Below are 18,042 nucleotides of genomic sequence, written 5' to 3' on the forward strand. Positions count from 1 at the left end.
TCGCAATATGCGCTTCTCTGGTTTGGAACACTTTTAGTTTGTTCCAGCATATTCCGCTTGACTTTTCTTTCGTTACTTGGTAATATCGGCGGGCTCTATTAACCGGTGCGGGGTGGAGCAGTGGCAGCTCGTCGGGCTCATAACCCGAAGGTCGCAGGTTCAAGTCCTGCCCCCGCTACTAAAAGACCATGCGAAAGCATGGTCTTTTTTGTTTAATTCGGAAAGCTCTGAGTGAAGGTTTGACATATAATTGAAAAAAAATATTTTGTAGCAACTTCACATCCTTTGGTCGGGAGCTATTCAATGACAGCGAAACAAATGCACGAAAACCCGGTTGAGATCTTGCAGCGTTTGATCCAATTCAATACGACCAATCCGCCTGGGCATGAAGCGGCGTGTGTAATGTATGTTCGCGATCTATTGACAGAGGCGGGTATAGAATCCACTTTGCTTGCCAAAGACCCGGATCGACCTAATTTGATCGCCAGGCTGCCTGGCGAGGGCAAGGCGCCACCCTTGTTGTTATATGGGCACGTGGATGTGGTTACAGCTGAAAGTCAGCCGTGGCAGCAGCCTCCATTCGAAGGGAAACTGATCGATGGGTATGTGTGGGGGCGTGGTGCATTGGATATGAAAGGCGGCGTTGCCATGATGGTGGCTGCTTTCCTGCGAGCGAATGCTGAAGGGTTGCGTCCGCCTGGGGATATTGTGCTGGCTATCGTCAGCGACGAAGAAGCAGGTGGAGATTATGGCGCAAAATTTCTGGTTGAAGAACACCCTGACCTGTTCAAAGATATAAAATATGCCATCGGTGAATTCGGCGGATTTACACTTGCCATTGGTGGGAAGCGTTTTTATCCCATCATGATCGCTGAAAAGCAGATATGCTGGATAAAAGCCACCGTGCGCGGGCAAGGTGGTCATGGTTCGATGCCTGTGAAAGGCGGCGCAACCGCACGTCTGGCTGCCTTTCTCAAAGCATTGGATGAAAATGATTTGCCGGTTCATGTCACTCCTCCAGCAAAGATGATGGTGGACGCGATGGCTTCGGCTCTGGGCGGCGCTCAAGGCTTGATTCTGAGGCAATTGACCAACCCCGCGCTGACAAATGTTGTACTCAAAACTCTTGGAGATCGCGGGCGGACGTTCTACCCACTGTTCCGAAACACGGTCAGCCCCACCATTTTGCAGGGCAGCACAAAAGTAAATGTCATCCCAAGCGAGATCTCAGTCGAGTTGGATGGGCGTTTGCTCCCCGGGCAGACCCCGGAAGATATGATGCGCGAATTGCGCGCCATTGTAGGCAGCGATGTGGAATTGGAATTACTTCAATTCGAGCCGGGACCCTCTGAACCAGATATGTCACTCTTTAATAAACTGGCTGAAATTCTAAAAGAAGCTGATCCTGAAGGGATTCCCATCCCTTTGTTGTTAAGCGGCGTGACAGACGGACGCTTCTTCTCGCAGATCGGCATTCAAACGTACGGATACCTGCCCATGACACTACCGGAAGATTTTAATTTTGCAAACGTTATCCATGCGGCAGATGAGCGTGTGCCAGCAGCTGCGATCGAATTTGGCGCGCGGGCGATTTACACAGCATTAAGCCGTTTTGGTTAATGATATCGATGAGTATAAAAATAAAAAGAGACGGTCAAACCGTCTCTTTTTATTTAGCTCTTGGCTTTACCACTTGCAATCTTTGGTCGTGCTAACTCCTGCAGAAATGCCCACGCGTTTATACATTGTTACATTAGTGAAGGGTTCGCCTAAAATCCCGTCGTGGATTGCCCATGAACGCTTCCGAATACTTTCTGCTGCTTCCGGTTTACGGAAGGCATTCGAGCCGTCCAGTTGTGTGTAAAGGTCGCCGCCGGGAGCAAAACCTGCATGGATACTTTCCATTAAACGTTTGCCCATTTGATACGAAAACCCGTATCTTTCAAAGATGACTGCGTTGTGATAATACAAAGGCTCGACGAAATACATATCATGGCCAAGTGCGGTGACGAAGCCTTCAAATGCTTCAATGGCTTGCCCTAACATTCTAAGTCCGCGTCGTACCTGACCCGGTGCCAGCCCTGCCTCACAAGCCTTTGTCTCCGCCTCAACATTTCGCCGCAGCGTCCCGAACTTGGTAGGTGAGCCGTCCGGCATTTTGTCCACATCGTAACGCGGAGAATCCGGGTCGTTGAGAATGTAAAGCAGGACATGAATCTGCCCATTCATGGTGTCGGTCAGATGGGCGTACAGGATCGGGTCTGGGAAATCCCCCTTGTGGTAGAGACGCATCTCCACATCTGTGGAACCGGTTGCATATCGGAACTGTAAAAGGTTGTATCCAGTTGCAGATGTCAACGGGGGAAGGGAATATTTTTCAAGCAGTTCTTGAGGAATATATTTCGCGTAGATCGCGCGCTTTTCAGGGTCGGGCAGTAAATTAATTCCACCTATGGTAGAGGGGGGCACTTTGGTCTCCTTGTCGTTTCGTCAAATGGTCGTTTCGTCGCAACATCAGCCAGATTTGTTGACGAAGAGGCTAAAAAAAACCATCAAACTACGCAACTATCTCACTCTCATGGCACGTTCTTTATCTCGTGCTTCATCTCTTTTGGCGATCGTAGCACGTTTATCGTAGGCTTTTTTGCCTTTGGCGAGGGCGATCTCGAGCTTGGCGCGTCCGTCTTTGAAGTAGACTTTTATCGGCACGATGGTCATGCCTTTTATGCGGACGTTGTTCCACAGTTCGCGGATCTCCTTTTTATGCAGGAGCAGGCGGCGTTTGCGGCGAGGCTCATGATTGAAGAATTTCCCAGCCTGTTCGTAGGGGGCAATATGTGCCTCAAGCAGCCAGGCTTCCTTGCCGTTTTCCACGTCCACATAGGCTTCTTGAATGCTGATCTGCCCGGCACGGATGGATTTGATCTCCGAGCCTTGCAGGGCAATACCTGCCTCGAATCGTTCGAGCAGGGTGTATTCAAAACCGGCTTTCCGGTTGGAGGCAATGATCTTATTATCGTCAGTCACGGTGTGATTTTAACATGAATGATGCGGGGATTATCCCCATTTAAGCAGGAAGAGTCCGGCGAGAATACGGGCGATACCGAAGACGATCAGCGCGTTGATGAGACCGATGGCATCTGCGGTGACAGGACCGATCAACGAACTGGCGAGGATGGCAAAATTGAACATGATGGTGTACCAAGCCAGATGAGAAGGACGGTCATCGGGGGGGATGTTTTCGAGCATATAGTTGGCATACGCGCCGTTGACCAATGCAAACAGAAAGCCGCCAAGGAATGAAAGCGCATAAAATTGCCAGACGTTCTGTGCAAATGCCAGCATCAGTGGATATGATGCCATGCCCGCAACACCCCACCCGGTTATACGTTTGTTGCCAAAACGGTTGACAATGCGCCCGAGTTGTGTGGAGGCAAGCAAGACTGAGAGGTAATAAAGCGCGGTTCCGTTGCCAAGATGGCTGTCGTTAAGGTTCAAAACTCGCACATTAAAGATCGGGTAGAGCGGGGAGGATAAATAATGTGAGAAGTGAAAAATGAACATTGCCAGCAGAACGTGTTTAAATTTGGAATTCCACACATCCAGACGCAGGGCAGCGGTAAGGCTGCGGGGAGAAACGGATTGTGAGGCAGCAACAGGTATCGGCGCGGGCGGTGACGCGGGGTTTTCATCCCGCAGGGGTTTGACGTGGTAAATGTGATAACTGCTCATCGCAGCGCCAAAAGCTCCGATGATAAATATGACCTGATAGCCGCCAGGGAATTCTGTATTTTTTAATATATACCCAGCAATCAGTGAGGTAAGCATGTATGCAATGGCGAAGGTAACATTGCGCGTACCTGCCACGCGTGCACGGTAGCGGTCAGGAACGGCTTCTGCAAAGAGGGCATTGAAACCAACTCCCAGGGGGGTGAGCGGAATTGCCATTAGAAAAGCCAGAACGATGAGCGCCCAGATCTGTCCTTGTTCGTTGAAGAACCAAGGTAAGGGAATCCAGAAGAAGTAGCCAATGCGAAAGAGCACGGATGACCAAAAGACGGCTTGCCCGGTGGGGCGTTTGCTGATCCAGTGACCGGCAGGGATGGCGAGGAAGAGATTGACCACGGCGGCGGCGGCGGTGAGCAGCCCGATCTGTAAACCGCTGGCACCGAGGCGCGTGGCGTACACATTCAAAAAATTAACAGCGGTACCGCTGACGACTCCGAACCAGGCGATATCTAAATAGAGGTTTGTAAAGTTGGAACGATATTTTTCAGGGATGTCGGATTGTTTAAACAGGTTGAAACGCATAATAGAATTATACACATACTGGCAGCACTATGTTTTTCTGGATTTGGTGTGTTTCTTTAATACAAGCGGGCTTGCTCATTAAGAGCAAGCCCGCTTGTATATCAAGACAAGTTATTTTTATGCGGGAATGCCGAGTTTGTCGGCTAAAGCTCGATCTGAAGGTTCTGCCAGAAAGGACCCGTCTTCAAAAATGATGGTCGGGATGATGCGATTGCCATTATTCATCTGTTTGACGAGATCTGAGGCGTTTTCGTCCTGATCGACATCAATCCAGGTAAAGGGAATATTCTGGTTGAACAGGAATTGTTTTGAGCGGCGGCAATCAGGGCACCAATCTGCGCCATAGATAGTAAGTGTGGGTTGTATCATTTTTTCTCCAAGATGAATTTATTGAGTGTACAGTTTCTACGGTCGTTCTGTTAGTGCCATTAATTACATTGGAAGGAGGAGCAAAATTACACAATTCAGCCGTTAAAATAAAGTAGACCAACTCTTGGTGTTTCAATGAGGTTAAAAATGAGATTTGAAAATAAAGTGGCGTTAATCACGGGTGGTACTTCAGGGATCGGATTGGCCGTTGCGAGGTTGTTAATGCAGGAAGGCGCGCGGGTACTATTGATAACGCGCGACAAGTTACGCGGAAAAGAAGCCGAAGAAATACTATCATCAGGTGGTGGGCAGGTAATCTTTATTCAAGGTGATGTGACCTCTGCGGAGGATTGCCAGCGCTGTGTAAAAAAGACCGTGGATGTTTTTGGAAGGTTGGATATTCTTTTTAATAATGCAGGCATCATTTATGTAAATAAAAACCTGGTGGATACTTCTGAGGAGGAGTGGGACGCCACAGTTGATTCGAATTTGAAGGGCACGTTCTTGATGTCGAAATATGCAATTCCATATATCGCAAAACGTGGCGGCGCTATTGTTAATAACGCGTCTATATTTGGGCTGAATGGCGGCGGCGGGGTGGCGGCATATTGTGCCGCAAAAGGCGGGGTCATTAACCTGACGCGTGCCATGGCGATCGACCATGCGCCTCAAAATATCCGTGTTAATTGCGTGTGCCCGGGTAGTGTTGATACACCTTTGTTGGAAAAAGAAATGGATGACCTGGGCGGACGCGAGACTCAGCGGCCAAGATTTGCGTCTCGGCACCCAATGAACCGCATCGCCACGCCTGAAGAGGTTGCCCATGCCGTTGTGTTTCTTGCATCAGATGACGCTTCCTTTATTACGGGCACTGCTTTATCCGTGGATGGCGGGCGAGCGGCATGGTGAGAGAGAGGATTATCCCTTTCGTAAAAATTCACGGATCGAGATGGACGCTGCCGCGCCTTCGCCGACTGCAGATGCCACCTGTTTGACGCTTCCATGACGGGCATCGCCAGCAGCAAAAATTCCGGGCACACTCGTTTCGAATGGCAGGGCATCCAAAGCATTGATGTGCTTCAGGTCGTGTCCGGTTAGGATAAAGCCGCTGTCATCGGTTCTTAAGTAACCTTTGATGAATTCTGTATTTGGTTGTTGACCTATGAAAACAAATGCCGCAGCTGGGTGCAGATCTTCGATTTTCCCCGTCTTGATATCACGCGTCTTAATAGACTTTAGCTTTGAGTCCTGACCATCGAAAGAATCCACCGCTGTGTTGTATCGAACCTGAACCTTTGATCCTGGTTGATTGACCTTTTCGATCGCGACCTGGCTGGCGGTCAATTTGTCGCCGCGAACGAGCAAAGTTACTTGTTCTGCGAAGTTGGTTAAGTGCAAGCCTTCTTCCACAGCGGCATTGCCGCCGCCAATGACCACGATCTCGGTTGCGCCTTTATAGAACGGACCATCGCAGGTTGCGCAAAAATGAACCCCTGCGCCGATGTAATCCTCTTCGCCGGGAACATCGAGGCGGCGATACGAAGCGCCCGTGGCAAGCAGGATGGCGCGCGAGTGATAATGTTTTCCGTCCGAAGTGTAGACTTCGTGATAACCACCCTCTTGCTGTAGTTTTTCCACATCCACTGCCTGTAGAATTTCCACGCCGAAACGGCGGGCTTGTTGCGTTACCCGCTCGGAAAATTCCTGCCCACTGATGCCTTCAGGAAAGCCGGGGAAATTGTCTAGCCCGACGGTGATGCCAGCCTGCCCGCCCAGACCTGAACGTTCGATCAGAAGCACATCCGCGCCTTCACGTGCGCCGTAAATGGCGGCAGTCAAACCAGCTGGTCCGCCGCCGATGATGATGAGGTCGTAATAAGTCTTTTTTGCTTCGGTTTTCAGCCCGAGCTTTTTTGCCAACTCTGCATTGGTCGGCTCGACCAGGAATGAGCCGTCTTCAAAGACGATGGTTGGGATGATGCGTTTGCCGTTGTTCTTTTGGAGAACAAATTGTTCCGCTTCCTTGTCTTGTTCGATATCAATCCATTTGAAGGGGACGAATTGCTCTCCCAGGAATTTCTTCGAGCGGCGGCAGTCTGGGCACCAATACGCGCCATAAAGTGTGATTTTCGATTCGGTCATGTGTCCTCCGGAAAGAATTAGTCTATGGCTTATGGCGTTTCGTAAAATGCTTTCATTACGTCACAGGTGAGGGGACATTTTTCCTATTTAGTCAGCCGTACATGTTGGTAATGTAAGGCATGTTTGTTTTTTAGAGAAGCAACAACTATACAGTCGAATTTTGGCAAAAGGGCGTTTGCCAAAATTTCTGCTTTTTCGAAAAGCTCCGGGGTGTCTGCCTGATTGAGAAGGGCGATTTTTCGAGCATTGGCGGGGATATTTTTTAATCCACCATATGGGTGTCCAAGTACATTTTTTATGGCTTCCAGTGAAATCAGGTCGCCATATTGCAAGCCGGATAAATTGGAATAAATCTCAGGGCGGTGAACCCACTTTGATGTGCAAGGCTGTCCTAAAGCGGATAGCCCGGCGGTAACCACTACAGTGTCTACAAAATCTGGTATGGGCGGTTCATGTTCTGCGGGAGCTTTTAGAGGGTGTCGTCTAGATCCGTCGGATTCGATCAAGAGTGGGGTGGAAAACCTATCAGTGAGAGATACTATTTTATGGAGAGGCTCAATTCCAAGTCCTTCAACAGAGCGACTATTTTTCGGTCCTGAGATTAAAGTGATACCTGGAATTGGCTCCGGCAAATGTATGTACCCAACTTGAAAATCGTCCCAGTAGAAATGCTGATCAGCGTGCTTGGTTTGGTAGTATTCCAAGTGCGAGGTGGCAGTTACAACGACAGGAGAGTCGTATTCAGTGGCAATTTTGAATAGTGCAGTTGTTTTTCCGCCAGAGCCGACAAAGGCGATGCGTGGAGTTTCACCAAGTGCAAGAAGATCCTTTAAATTTTCCATAATTTTATCTCAATATTGTACCTTTTGTTTCAGTACAATTGGTATAATACATCCATGCCACATAAAAGGATGACAGTATGGAATACAAACTTCTGATCGACGGTCAATGGGTTGGGGGCGGTGCGCAACTCGAAGTAAAGAACAAGTACAACGGTGAGGTTGTTGGCGTTTTGCCAACCGCACGAAAGGAAGATCTGGATACGGCTCTGGCTGCTGCCGAACGTGCCGAAGATGTGATGGCGGATATGCCCGCTCACAAACGTGCCAGCATTCTGTTACGAACCGCCGAACTCATGCGTGAACGAGCGGATGATCTCGCCAAAACAGTCGCGGCGGAAGCTGGCAAGGCGCTCAAATTTGCGCGTGCTGAAGTGGAACGCGCCGCCAGTGTTTTTACGATTGCCGCTGAAGAAGCCAAGCGTATTCACGGCGAGACCATTCCGTTGGACGCTGTGCCCTCGGGAGATGGATATTTCGGTTATTGGACTCGCCGTCCTGTGGGTGTGATCGCCGCGATCAGCCCGTTCAATTTTCCTCTCAACCTGGTTGCTCATAAAGTGGCACCTGCCCTCGCTGCGGGAAATACCCTCGTGCTCAAGCCAGCGACTACTACTCCGTTGGCGGCTGTGAAGTTGTGCCAGATTTTGCAGGAAGCAGGTCTGCCTGCGGGCGCGATCAATCTTGTCGTCGGTTCAGGCGGAACGGTGGGCGAATGGCTCATCACCGATGAGCGCGTGGACAAGATCACCTTCACTGGCAGCCCCGAGATCGGACGCCATATTTTGGCAGTGGCGGGGATCAAGAAAGTTACCCTCGAACTTGGAAATAATTCTCCTGTTGTGGTTGCCCCAGACGCGGACTTGGACTTTGTCGCCAAGCGTTGTGCGCTGGGCGCATTTTATAACTCGGGGCAGGTTTGTATTTCTGTGCAACGCATTTACAGCCAGAAACAGGTATTTGAGCCCTTCTCAGAAAAATTCGTCAAAGCGACTGAAGCGATGGTTGTCGGCGATCCGCTCGACGAGCGCGTGGATGTTGGACCGATGATCGACTCAAAGGAAGTGGATCGCATTGAGAGCTGGGTCAAAGAGGCGCAAGGGTCTGGCGCAAGCGTGCTGACAGGCGGCAGGCGCGAAGGAACGGTTTACTATCCAACCATTCTTTCAAACGTGGACGCCGATATGAAAGTGATCGCAGAAGAAACCTTCGGACCCGTTGCATCCGTGATTTCAAGCGATGATTTTGAATCCGCTCTGCAACAGGCGAATGACTCAAAGTTTGGTTTACAGGTTGGCGTCTTTACGAATGATGTTAACCGTGTTTTCAAAGCGGTTCGAAAATTGAACTTCGGCGGCGTGATCGTCAACGACACGCCCAACTTCCGCGCTGACCACATGCCCTACGGCGGCAATCGTCAAAGCGGACTTGGTCGCGAAGGCGTCAAATTTGCAATGGAAGATATGACCAACATTCAGTTGGTTGCGATTCGATTGAATTCATAATTCTCAAACCACCAAAGGAGAGATCGTTTATGGAACACAAACTCTGGATCGATGGACAATGGCAGGACACGCAAGGCGGAAGCATGATGAAGATCGAAGATCCCACGACTGGAAAGATCATCGCAGAAGTGATCGACGCCAGCCGCGCCGATGTCGATCGCGCCGTGCGAGCCGCAAAGATCGCATTCTATGATGGACGCTGGTCGAAGAAATCTCCCGGCGAACGCTCAAAGCTCATGTGGAAACTCGCCGATCTGATCGAAGCCAGATCCGAAGAGATCGCAAAACTCGAATCTGAAAACACAGGCAAGCCGTATGCTTTCGTCAGCCTCGGCGGTGACATTCCCTTTGCCGTGGATAACTTGCGCTTCTTCGCAGGCGCAGCACGTGACACCAGCGGCTCACATGCGGGCGAATTCATGCCGGGCTACACCTCCATGTATCGCCGCGAACCTGTCGGCGTGGTCGGGCAGATCGCCCCGTGGAATTATCCATTCATGATGGCAGTCTGGAAGATCGGCCCCGCCCTTGCGGCAGGCTGCACCATTGTGCTGAAACCCGCCCCAGGCACGCCTCTCACTACGCTTCTGCTTGCGGACCTCATCAAAGAATCTGGCATCCCCGACGGTGTAGTCAACATCATCACTGGCGGCAATGACACAGGTCAGGCACTGGTCGAGCATCCCGATGTCCGCATGATCAGCCTGACAGGTTCCACAGGCACAGGCAAGAAGATCATGAAGACCGCAGCCGACACCTTGAAGCGTGTTCATCTTGAACTCGGCGGCAAGGCTCCGTTCATTGTCTTTGACGACGCGGATGTTGATTTGATCGCGGCGAAGGCATCCATTGCCGCCACCATGAACACAGGTCAGGACTGCACCGCTGCAACCCGTCTTTATGTCGCCAAGGGACGCACCAAGGAAATTCAGGAAGCCGTCGCCGAAGCGATGAAGGGCATCAAGATCGGCTTGCCCTTTGAAGATGGCGTGCAGATGGGACCCTTGATCTCTGGCATTCAGCGCGAACGCGTGACGGGCTTTGTGGATCGTGCCAAGGCACAGGGCGCAAAGATCCTGACAGGCGGCGGCATCCCCAAGGCTTTCTCGGGTGGCTACTACTTTGAGCCTACCGTCATCACCAACGTCCAGCAGGATTGGGAGATCGTGCAGAACGAAGTCTTCGGACCCGTCATTACCGTTCAGGAATTTGATGAAGAAGCCGCTGCGATCCACTTGGCGAACGATATCCAATACGGACTCGCCGCCTCTGTCTTCACCAAAGATATCGGACGCGCCATGCGCCTCTCTTCCGCGCTGGAATTTGGTACCGTTTGGATCAACGATCATCTCCCCTTAACCTCTGAAACCCCGCACGGTGGTTTCAAACAATCAGGTTTCGGCAAGGACTTGTCCGCCGAAGCGATTGGCGATTATCAAGTCACCAAGCATGTGATGATCGCGCAGTAGAAAAGTGAAAACAAACACCCGGCGGAAGTCGGGTGTTTGTTTTCTGGATGGGTACAAACTTATACTGGCAATGGAAACTAGCAACTAGTTTTTCTTTTGCAGGAATTGTGAAAGCGTTTCCCATTTTTGGCGCAGGGTAGTTCCATAAACCACGCCCATGATTGCTGTAGCAAGGTTGTAATGACCGTTCTCACGCAGAATGGTGGCAATATCCCACTTAACTGGAGCGCCTCCGGTTGCATAGCTATATGGACGTGTGAATTGCATCAGTCCATCCTCGCCGTGTGTGCGTCCAAACCCGGAATCCTTGGTTCCGCCAAACGGAAGCATCGGCACGCCAAATTGTGCAATGCTGTCGTTGATGATGACAGACGCCGCTTCGACGCGTCCGGCAACCTGCCAGGCGCGTTTGGCGTCTGAACTCCAAATGGAAGCGCCCAGTCCGTATGCGCTATCGTTAGCCAATTGGATGGCTTCCTCTTCATCCCGCACTTTCATAATGGGCATGATGGGGCCAAATGTTTCGTCTCGCATCAGTTTCATTGAATGATCTACATCCACGACCACCATTGGGCTGTAGAACAAACCTTGCTCTTTTTTGCCGGTTAAAACGCGGGCGCCTTTGGCAAGAGCGTCCTCCAAATGACCCTCGATCACATTCACCTGGCGTGGATCGGTCACAGGCCCCATAAAATAGGGGCTGTCCAACTCGGTGGAATAGCCACTTTTAAACTCATTGGCTTGTTGAACCGCGAGCTTCACAAATTCATCATATTTTGACTCGACTACATAGACGCGCTCTACCGACATGCAGGTTTGCCCCGTGTTGAAGAACGCCCCCCACGCTCCCCAGCGTGCAGCGGCATGCAGGTCGGCGTCATCCAATACGATCATGGCGTCTTTACCGCCCAATTCGAGCGCAACTGGCGTCAGGTTTTCGGCGGCGGCTTTCATTATCTTTTTTCCTGTGGCTGTTGAGCCGGTCATGAAAATATAATCTGGCCGTGCATTAACCAGAGCCGCGCCAACCTTTCCATCTCCATGAACCACGCGCACAAATTTGGCAAGCTCAGGGACTTTTGTAAATAATTTTTCAACCAGAACACCGGTTGCCGGTGTCACCTCGGAGGGTTTCAATACAACGGTATTCCCTGCCAATAATGCCGCGAGCATTGGGGGGAGTGACAGGGTCAATGGATAGTTCCACGGTGAAACGATCGCCACCACACCATGCGAACGATGTTCCACGTAGCATCGTTTGAAAAGGTAAAGACCCGAGGAAACGCGTTTTCTCTTCAACCATTTGGCTGCATTCCAACGATATTGAGCAAGCATGTCCACGGCAACGAACAATTCGATCAATCCATCCTGACGGCTTTTTCCGCAATCCTGATTTAAGACTCTTGAGATTTCGTCACGCTCTTCGATCAGAACCTGTTGGAATTTCCGTAAAATGCGGCTTCTTTCACTAACGGATTTTTTACTCCAGTCAGGAAAAGCTTTGCGCATATCATCGACAGCTTTTTGCACTGTCTCAGGAGTGCTCATCTCAACTTCGCCAAACACATCTCCAGTAGCTGGATTTGTAAAAATCAAAGTTTCGGTCATAAATCGTTTCCTTTGTTCCGCCGACTTTTCGCTTTTTTGGTATTTACGTGAATGGATAATTATAATTTATACGTATGGAGAAATTATAAAAATGGAAAGATGGCTAAATCCCACCTGAGATTCTTTTTTTGAAGAGGCTCAGTAATGTACTGATACTTATTCCTCTTCCTTATCCAATTGCTTGGTTATCATCAGTAGAATCACCGAAACTAAAATCAAAACAACAGACAGTGCCATCGCCACGCCGAGATTACGCTCGAAGCCGATGTAAATGGCGATCGGCATGGTTTGGGTAATGCCTTCCAGATTTCCCGCGAATAAAATTGTTGCGCCAAATTCACCGAGCGCACGCGTCCATGTGAGGATGGCTCCACTGGCAAGGGCGCGAATGGCAATGGGAATCATGATTTCATAAAAAAGCTGTAACTGATTTGCCCCCTCCACATACGCGGACTCTTCAAGTTGCTTATCCACGTGCGCGAATCCGATCCGCGCCGAACGGATATACAAAGGTGCAGCGACAAACAATTGCGCCATGATGACCGCGGTTGTTGTGAACGGAATGCTGAATCCGATTTCATTTAAAAACGCGCCAATCAATCCCCTACGCCCGAAAGCGATCAATAGCGCGAGTCCTGCCACGGAAGGCGGCAGGACAATGGGCAAATCAAGGATCAACTCCAGCCATGCTTTGAATCTAAATTTCCAACGCGCCAAAAGATACGCCAGCGGCGTCCCCAATACAACTGTAATCAGTGTGGTGATGGAACTTGTGACCAGACTCAGTTTAAGCGCCTGAAACGCCTGCTTTGAAAGCGCGTTTGCAAAGAAATCGGGCGCAATGGAACGATACATCAACGCAATCAACGGCAATGCAAAGAAGGCGAGCAGAATCAAACTGGGGAGAAGGAATATCCATTTGGAGGTTCCTTCTCCGAAAAACTGACGGGAAAATTCTCGAAGTTTAGTCATACAATATAAAAAGGTCGCGGAAAACTTCCCGCGACCTTCATTTTACTAAAAACTATTTGGCTGGGGTGAATCCCCATTTGGCGAGTACTGCCTGTCCCTCAGCCGAAAGAACATATTCAATGAATTTCGCGGCGAGGTCGGCATTCTCAGATTTGACGAGCGGCGCAATGGGGTACTTGGCGATGACATTCAAGTCTGCGGGGATTTCAATGGGCTTCAATTCGGGCGCGGCGACTACATCTGAGACATAGACGATACCCGCATCCGCTTCGCCAAGCTGGACTTTGGCAACCACCTGTTTGACATTGTCTTCGTTGGAAACGACGTTTGCCAAAACCTTGTCTTTGTACCCTGTTCCAAAGGAAGCATCCATCAGGTCAAGCGCCTGACGAGCATATTTCCCAACGGGAACTTCTTCCGCTGCTAAAACAATTTTGATTCCAGGGTTGGCGAGGTCTTCCAATTTTTCGAGAGCAGCGGGGTTATCTGCGGGCAAGATAACGACCAGCTTATTGGATAGAAATACTTGCGAAACATCTGCGCCAACGAAAGTGCCTGTAACGAGCGTTTCCATTTCTTTGCCGCTGGCGGAGGCGAATACATCCGCAGGTGCGCCTTCTTCAATTTGAGTCCGCAGGGCTTGGGAGCCTGCAAAGTTGAAGGTGGTGGTGACGCCAGGGTTGGCGGCATCAAAGGCGGCGCCAATTTCGGTGAAGGCATCGGTTAATGAAGCGGCAGCGAATACTGTCAGGGTCTGAGGCTCAGGCTCAGGTGTGGCGGTTGACGGAACTTCTGTCGGCGCAAGGGTTGGCGCTTCGGTGGCAGGAGCAGGTGTCGGTGTGGCTGAGGCGCCGCAGGCTGTCAAAAAGATGGAAAGCAAAAGGGTTAGAGATAGCAGGCGTTTCATGGATTCTCCTTAGTGAAATTTGTCTTGGTGGGTACTCACTAAGTGAGTATATCGCAAAAATCTTCGTAGCGACAAGTAGTTTTCAGGAGAATTTATTCAATGATTTTGCTACTGATGTGACCTTGTTTCGTACCACCCCAACTTATCCACTTTGTGAACATCGAACTCGGGCACATAGGGTTTGATGTCCAATAGTGGGGTTCCGTCCAGCATGTCCACCCATTGTATTTTTAAACGCGATCCATTCGCTTGACAAGCCGCACAACTGAAAAGCCAATGGGATTCGGCGGGTGTAGTGCGGTTGCGAAAATCCGTGCTGTTTTCATCCAGAAACGGTTTAACCAATAAGGATTTGCTTTCAAGCGCTTCGTGAAAAACGTAAACCAAGATGAGGTGCGATAATCCTTCGATACTTGTCAGACCCTCTTCAAATTCAGAATAGATTTCGATTTCTCCAAACGCAGTGGAACGCGAAAACTGAATGGGCGTCTCCGACTTTTCCTTGAACGGCGTGTGGATTACGCCAATTGGCTTCATTTGAAAAATAATATCCGCCATTTTTCTGTCAGACTCACTTGAAATATTTCTGGCTTTCATCGAGCCACTCAAGAACGAACTTCAATTGTTTCAGGCGCATTTCGAGACTCATGCGATTGTATATCTGCTCGGCGGGCAGCTCTGCGAGCGTGGCTTCCAGACGCTGAATGTGCGTGTCCGCTTCGGTGCGCTGCTGTTCGAACGCCTTTGTGATTTTTTTAGGGAAGTACATTTTGAGAAAATACAAACGCGTGATGAATTCCATGCGGATGGCGCGGGTGCTGCCGCCACTGGGAGTGTTCAGCCAGTCCAAAAAGTTTTGGCGACCCTGCTCGGTCATTTTCAATAACTGACGGCTGGGAAGTTTTTCCTGTGGGATTTTTTCCACTGAAATATCGCCCTGCGCTTCCAACCGTTTCAAAATAGCGTACGCCTGACTCTGGCTCAAATGCCAGACCTGACCCAAGTCCGCGTTGACGGTGCGGTGCAGGTCGTAGCCATGCCCCGCTTCTTTGTAGAGCAAGCCGAGCAATGCCATTTCTGGAGAGAGCGTCCCAATGTGATGTGGTTTTTTGTCTGCCATATTCTCACCAAGCAAATATTTTTATAAGGTCAGTATATCGCAACTTGCAAAATGTACCCCATCCCACTATACTCATATTATGGAATCAAGCCACCTCTACCAGCAAATCGTTTCATCCATTCGTGATGATATTCTTTCGGGTGTTATAAAACCTGGTGCTTCATTGCCGCCCATGCGCAAGATGACCGAGCAGTGGGGCTGCACGACTGGAACCATTATGCGTGCCTATCAGGAACTGGCGCATCAGGGATTGGTTGTCAGCCATGTGGGGAAGGGGACGAAAGTTGTCGAGCAGATTCCCGAACAGACTCAAAATCCCATGCGCCGCGCGGCGTTGTTCAATCGCATGGAAGCTTTCCTGCTGGAAATCATGACGGCTGGCTATTCACCCGACGAAGTGGAGCAGTCCCTGCGCGTCGCTCTCGACCGCTGGCGGACATTCTCCAGCGCGCCCGAAGAGACACCGCCGAACATTCTACGCTTCGTCGGCAGCCATGACCCATCTCTCGCGTTGATTGCTTCGCAGTATCACGAGAACAATCCGAAACTCTCATTGCATTTATCGTTCACTGGCAGCCTCGGCGGACTCATTGCACTCGCCGAGAAAAAAGCTGACTTGGCAGGCTGTCATCTCTGGGACGAAAACACCGACACCTACAACGAACCATTCATCCGTAAATTATTGCCTGGTCAAAAAGTGGCAATGCTCACCCTCGCTCATCGCCGTGTGGGACTAATTCTTCCAGAAGGAAATCCACTCGGCATCAAAAGCCTGAAAGACCTGACCAAATCAGGCGTGCATTTTGCAAATCGTCAGCAGGGTTCTGGCACGCGTGTCTGGCTGGACGCGCAATTACGCAGCCTGAAAATCAACCCATCCAGCATCTCTGGTTATGACGAAGAAAAGATGACTCACTCCGAAGTCGCCCGCGCCATCAGCAAGGGACAAGCCAACGCAGGCATCGGTGTGGAAACTGCTGCAATGTCTTTTGGACTCGATTTCAAGCCTTTGACTACCGAACGCTACGACCTTATCATTCCCTCCGAAAAATGGGAAAACGAATCCGTGCAGGCGCTCAAGAAATGGTTAAGTGCCAAGCAAACAAAATCCGCCATCAATAACCTTGGCGGATATGACACGTCTCAAACGGGCGCGGTCACTTGGGTCGCTTAGATGTGATTCAAAAAAGAGGTGTCCGCAGACACCCCTTTTTATTTACAGATACGAGATTAATCCCCGAACTTGATTCCCTGAGCTAAAGGCAGGTCTTTCGACCAGTTGATGGTATTTGTCTGACGACGCATGTACGTCTTCCATGCATCCGAACCGGATTCGCGCCCGCCGCCGGTTTCCTTTTCACCGCCAAAGGCGCCGCCGATCTCTGCGCCGGATGTGCCGATGTTGATGTTGGCGATCCCGCAATCGGAACCAGCAGCCGAGAGGAAAGCCTCCGCTTCCCGAAGCGAGTCGGTGAACATGGCACTCGAAAGTCCCTGTGGTACATCATTGTGGATACGAACAGCATCTTCGATGGTTTCGTATTCAAGCAGATAAAGGATGGGGGCAAATGTTTCGGTCTTAACGATCTCAGTCTGAGCTGGCATCTTGATGATGGTCGGTTCAACAAAGGCGGGTCCCAGATCGGAAAGCATGCGTCCACCAGCGACAATTTCACCCCCGTCCGCAACTGCGCTCTTGATAGCATCCATCATTTCTTCGGTCACTGAACGATCAACAAGTGGACCCATCAACGTGTCAGCTTCAAGCGGATCGCCGATACGGACTTGTTTGTATGCATTAACCAGGCGTGTTGTCAGGTTTTTGGCAATGGACTTCTGCATAATAATACGGCGGGTGGAGGTGCAGCGCTGTCCCGCTGTGCCAACTGCGCCGAACAGAATGGCGCGAGTAGCCATATCCATATCCGCTTTTTCAGAGACGATAATGCCGTTATTGCCGCCCAACTCGAGGATGGTGTGACCGAAGCGGCGGGCAACTGCCTCAGAGACATGAATGCCCACCGAAGTTGAACCAGTGAACGAGATAAGCGGGAGGCGTTTGTCATTGAGCATCAACTCACCAACTTCACGTCCTGATCCAATGGCAAGGTTGAAAATACCACTCAATCTATGGTCTGCCATTACTTTGTTGGCGATATGTGTTACAGCGATGGCGGTCAGCGGGGTGTAGGAGGAAGGCTTCCAAATGATGGTGTCGCCGCAGATTGCTGCCAGGGCAGAGTTCCACGACCAAACCGCCACTGGGAAATTGAAGGCGGTCACCAAACCGAGAATTCCGAGCGGGTGCCATTGTTCATACATGCGGTGTGACGGGCGTTCGGAGTGCATGGTCAATCCATACAACATGCGTGACTGACCGACAGCGAAGTCGCAGATGTCGATCATTTCCTGTACCTCGCCATGTCCCTCGGCGCGGATTTTGCCCATCTCCACGGTCACAAGATCGCCAAGCGGTTCCTTGAATTCGCGCAGGGCATTCCCCAAGTCACGCACTACTTCACCTCGTTTGGGCGCGGGCACGGTGCGCCAATTCAAAAAAGTTTTTTGAGCATAGGAAGCAACTTTTTCATACGACTCAGGTGTGGCTTGAATGATCTTGGCAATGGCTTCGCCAGTTGTTGGGTTGTAAGAAACCAATTCCTTGCCCCTGGGGTCCATCAACCAGCCATCCACGCCGGTACACGCACCAGCATTGACCGGTTGAATATTCAGTTTTTCCAGCAGTTTTTTCATATATGCTCCATCGTTTAAGATTTATTACATGTAAAACACATTGTAA

General features: G+C 50.4%; 17 protein-coding genes and 1 tRNA gene. 6 read left to right on the plus strand and 12 right to left on the minus strand.

All coding sequences use genetic code 11. From position 1 onward, the window contains the following. Positions 1–106 precede the first annotated feature (106 nt). Positions 107–178, plus strand: a tRNA-Met gene (locus IPG80_RS02460). 125 nt (positions 179–303) lie between these two features. Next, positions 304–1,620 (plus strand): M20/M25/M40 family metallo-hydrolase, encoded by a 1,317-nt coding sequence (locus IPG80_RS02465; protein WP_345102306.1) that lies wholly within the window; start codon positions 304–306, stop codon positions 1,618–1,620. 66 nt (positions 1,621–1,686) lie between these two features. Here IPG80_RS02465 and IPG80_RS02470 read toward each other — a convergent pair whose 3' ends face one another. From IPG80_RS02470 to IPG80_RS02485, 4 genes are all read right to left on the minus strand, one after another. Continuing rightward, positions 1,687–2,469 (minus strand): hypothetical protein, encoded by a 783-nt coding sequence (locus tag IPG80_RS02470; RefSeq protein ID WP_345102308.1) that lies wholly within the window; start codon positions 2,467–2,469, stop codon positions 1,687–1,689. Positions 2,470–2,565: 96 nt separating this feature from the next. Beyond that, on the minus strand, positions 2,566–3,027 hold the full coding sequence (gene smpB / locus IPG80_RS02475; RefSeq protein ID WP_345102310.1) for an SsrA-binding protein SmpB: 462 nt from the start codon (positions 3,025–3,027) through the stop codon (positions 2,566–2,568). Positions 3,028–3,057: 30 nt separating this feature from the next. Further along, the gene (locus IPG80_RS02480; protein WP_345102312.1) at positions 3,058–4,311 is read right to left on the minus strand and encodes an MFS transporter; all 1,254 of its coding nucleotides are present in this window, start codon (positions 4,309–4,311) and stop codon (positions 3,058–3,060) included. A gap of 117 nt (positions 4,312–4,428) precedes the next feature. Then, a complete protein-coding gene (locus IPG80_RS02485; protein ID WP_345102314.1) occupies positions 4,429–4,680 on the minus strand; it encodes a glutaredoxin domain-containing protein in 252 nt (83 codons plus the stop codon). A gap of 147 nt (positions 4,681–4,827) precedes the next feature. Between IPG80_RS02485 and IPG80_RS02490 the strand changes: the two genes are divergently transcribed. After that, entirely contained in the window at positions 4,828–5,589 is a 762-nt protein-coding gene (locus IPG80_RS02490) for an SDR family oxidoreductase (RefSeq protein WP_345102316.1), read from the plus strand. Between the two features lie 9 nt (positions 5,590–5,598). Here the strand turns inward: IPG80_RS02490 and IPG80_RS02495 are convergent, their stop codons facing one another. Together IPG80_RS02495 and yqeC are read right to left on the minus strand one after the other, a co-directional pair. Continuing rightward, the gene (locus tag IPG80_RS02495) at positions 5,599–6,822 is read right to left on the minus strand and encodes an FAD-dependent oxidoreductase (RefSeq protein ID WP_345102319.1); all 1,224 of its coding nucleotides are present in this window, start codon (positions 6,820–6,822) and stop codon (positions 5,599–5,601) included. Between the two features lie 83 nt (positions 6,823–6,905). After that, positions 6,906–7,664, minus strand: a complete 759-nt coding sequence (gene yqeC, locus IPG80_RS02500) for a selenium cofactor biosynthesis protein YqeC (RefSeq protein WP_345102321.1) — start codon at positions 7,662–7,664, stop codon at positions 6,906–6,908. Between the two features lie 77 nt (positions 7,665–7,741). On the opposite strand from yqeC, the gene IPG80_RS02505 reads away from it, so the two are divergent. Next, positions 7,742–9,166, plus strand: a complete 1,425-nt coding sequence (locus IPG80_RS02505; protein WP_345102323.1) for an aldehyde dehydrogenase family protein — start codon at positions 7,742–7,744, stop codon at positions 9,164–9,166. 29 nt (positions 9,167–9,195) lie between these two features. Further along, positions 9,196–10,635, plus strand: coding sequence for a gamma-aminobutyraldehyde dehydrogenase (locus IPG80_RS02510; RefSeq protein ID WP_345102325.1), 1,440 nt, complete (start codon positions 9,196–9,198; stop codon positions 10,633–10,635). Between the two features lie 84 nt (positions 10,636–10,719). Here IPG80_RS02510 and IPG80_RS02515 read toward each other — a convergent pair whose 3' ends face one another. The 5 genes from IPG80_RS02515 to IPG80_RS02535 all read right to left on the minus strand — a co-directional run bounded on the left by IPG80_RS02515 (position 10,720) and on the right by IPG80_RS02535 (position 15,242). After that, positions 10,720–12,243 carry an aldehyde dehydrogenase family protein gene (locus IPG80_RS02515; protein WP_345102327.1) on the minus strand — a complete coding sequence of 508 codons (1,524 nt, stop codon included), beginning with the start codon at positions 12,241–12,243 and terminating at the stop codon, positions 10,720–10,722. Between the two features lie 156 nt (positions 12,244–12,399). Beyond that, a complete protein-coding gene (locus tag IPG80_RS02520) occupies positions 12,400–13,215 on the minus strand; it encodes an ABC transporter permease (RefSeq protein ID WP_345102329.1) in 816 nt (271 codons plus the stop codon). Positions 13,216–13,267: 52 nt separating this feature from the next. Beyond that, a complete protein-coding gene (modA, locus tag IPG80_RS02525) occupies positions 13,268–14,122 on the minus strand; it encodes a molybdate ABC transporter substrate-binding protein (RefSeq protein ID WP_345102331.1) in 855 nt (284 codons plus the stop codon). Between the two features lie 108 nt (positions 14,123–14,230). Then, a complete protein-coding gene (locus IPG80_RS02530) occupies positions 14,231–14,659 on the minus strand; it encodes a TrmO family methyltransferase (protein ID WP_345102333.1) in 429 nt (142 codons plus the stop codon). 34 nt (positions 14,660–14,693) lie between these two features. Further along, complete coding sequence (locus tag IPG80_RS02535; protein WP_345102335.1) at positions 14,694–15,242, minus strand: PadR family transcriptional regulator; 549 nt, start codon at positions 15,240–15,242, stop codon at positions 14,694–14,696. A gap of 79 nt (positions 15,243–15,321) precedes the next feature. Here IPG80_RS02535 and IPG80_RS02540 point away from each other — a divergent pair, with 79 nt between their 5' ends. Next, a complete protein-coding gene (locus IPG80_RS02540; RefSeq protein ID WP_345102338.1) occupies positions 15,322–16,416 on the plus strand; it encodes a substrate-binding domain-containing protein in 1,095 nt (364 codons plus the stop codon). Positions 16,417–16,472: 56 nt separating this feature from the next. Here IPG80_RS02540 and IPG80_RS02545 read toward each other — a convergent pair whose 3' ends face one another. Then, the gene (locus tag IPG80_RS02545) at positions 16,473–17,996 is read right to left on the minus strand and encodes an aldehyde dehydrogenase family protein (RefSeq protein WP_345102340.1); all 1,524 of its coding nucleotides are present in this window, start codon (positions 17,994–17,996) and stop codon (positions 16,473–16,475) included. Positions 17,997–18,042: the final 46 nt, after the last annotated feature.

This window comes from Candidatus Villigracilis vicinus, assembly GCF_016702885.1.
Taxonomy (GTDB): Bacteria; Chloroflexota; Anaerolineae; order Anaerolineales; family Villigracilaceae; genus Villigracilis; species Villigracilis vicinus.

Excerpts from the sequence above, each read along its gene's own strand:
- IPG80_RS02505 (WP_345102323.1), top strand. The coding sequence starts at position 7,742 with ATGGAATACAAACTTCTGATCGACGGTCAATGGGTTGGGGGCGGTGCG.
- IPG80_RS02540 (WP_345102338.1), top strand. The coding sequence starts at position 15,322 with ATGGAATCAAGCCACCTCTACCAGCAAATCGTTTCATCCATTCGTGAT.
- IPG80_RS02515 (WP_345102327.1), bottom strand. The coding sequence starts at position 12,243 with ATGACCGAAACTTTGATTTTTACAAATCCAGCTACTGGAGATGTGTTT.
- IPG80_RS02465 (WP_345102306.1), top strand. The coding sequence starts at position 304 with ATGACAGCGAAACAAATGCACGAAAACCCGGTTGAGATCTTGCAGCGT.
- IPG80_RS02530 (WP_345102333.1), bottom strand. The coding sequence starts at position 14,659 with ATGAAGCCAATTGGCGTAATCCACACGCCGTTCAAGGAAAAGTCGGAG.
- yqeC (WP_345102321.1), bottom strand. The coding sequence starts at position 7,664 with ATGGAAAATTTAAAGGATCTTCTTGCACTTGGTGAAACTCCACGCATC.
- IPG80_RS02520 (WP_345102329.1), bottom strand. The coding sequence starts at position 13,215 with ATGACTAAACTTCGAGAATTTTCCCGTCAGTTTTTCGGAGAAGGAACC.
- IPG80_RS02490 (WP_345102316.1), top strand. The coding sequence starts at position 4,828 with ATGAGATTTGAAAATAAAGTGGCGTTAATCACGGGTGGTACTTCAGGG.
- IPG80_RS02545 (WP_345102340.1), bottom strand. The coding sequence starts at position 17,996 with ATGAAAAAACTGCTGGAAAAACTGAATATTCAACCGGTCAATGCTGGT.
- modA (WP_345102331.1), bottom strand. The coding sequence starts at position 14,122 with ATGAAACGCCTGCTATCTCTAACCCTTTTGCTTTCCATCTTTTTGACA.
- IPG80_RS02480 (WP_345102312.1), bottom strand. The coding sequence starts at position 4,311 with ATGCGTTTCAACCTGTTTAAACAATCCGACATCCCTGAAAAATATCGT.
- IPG80_RS02510 (WP_345102325.1), top strand. The coding sequence starts at position 9,196 with ATGGAACACAAACTCTGGATCGATGGACAATGGCAGGACACGCAAGGC.
- IPG80_RS02485 (WP_345102314.1), bottom strand. The coding sequence starts at position 4,680 with ATGATACAACCCACACTTACTATCTATGGCGCAGATTGGTGCCCTGAT.
- IPG80_RS02535 (WP_345102335.1), bottom strand. The coding sequence starts at position 15,242 with ATGGCAGACAAAAAACCACATCACATTGGGACGCTCTCTCCAGAAATG.
- IPG80_RS02495 (WP_345102319.1), bottom strand. The coding sequence starts at position 6,822 with ATGACCGAATCGAAAATCACACTTTATGGCGCGTATTGGTGCCCAGAC.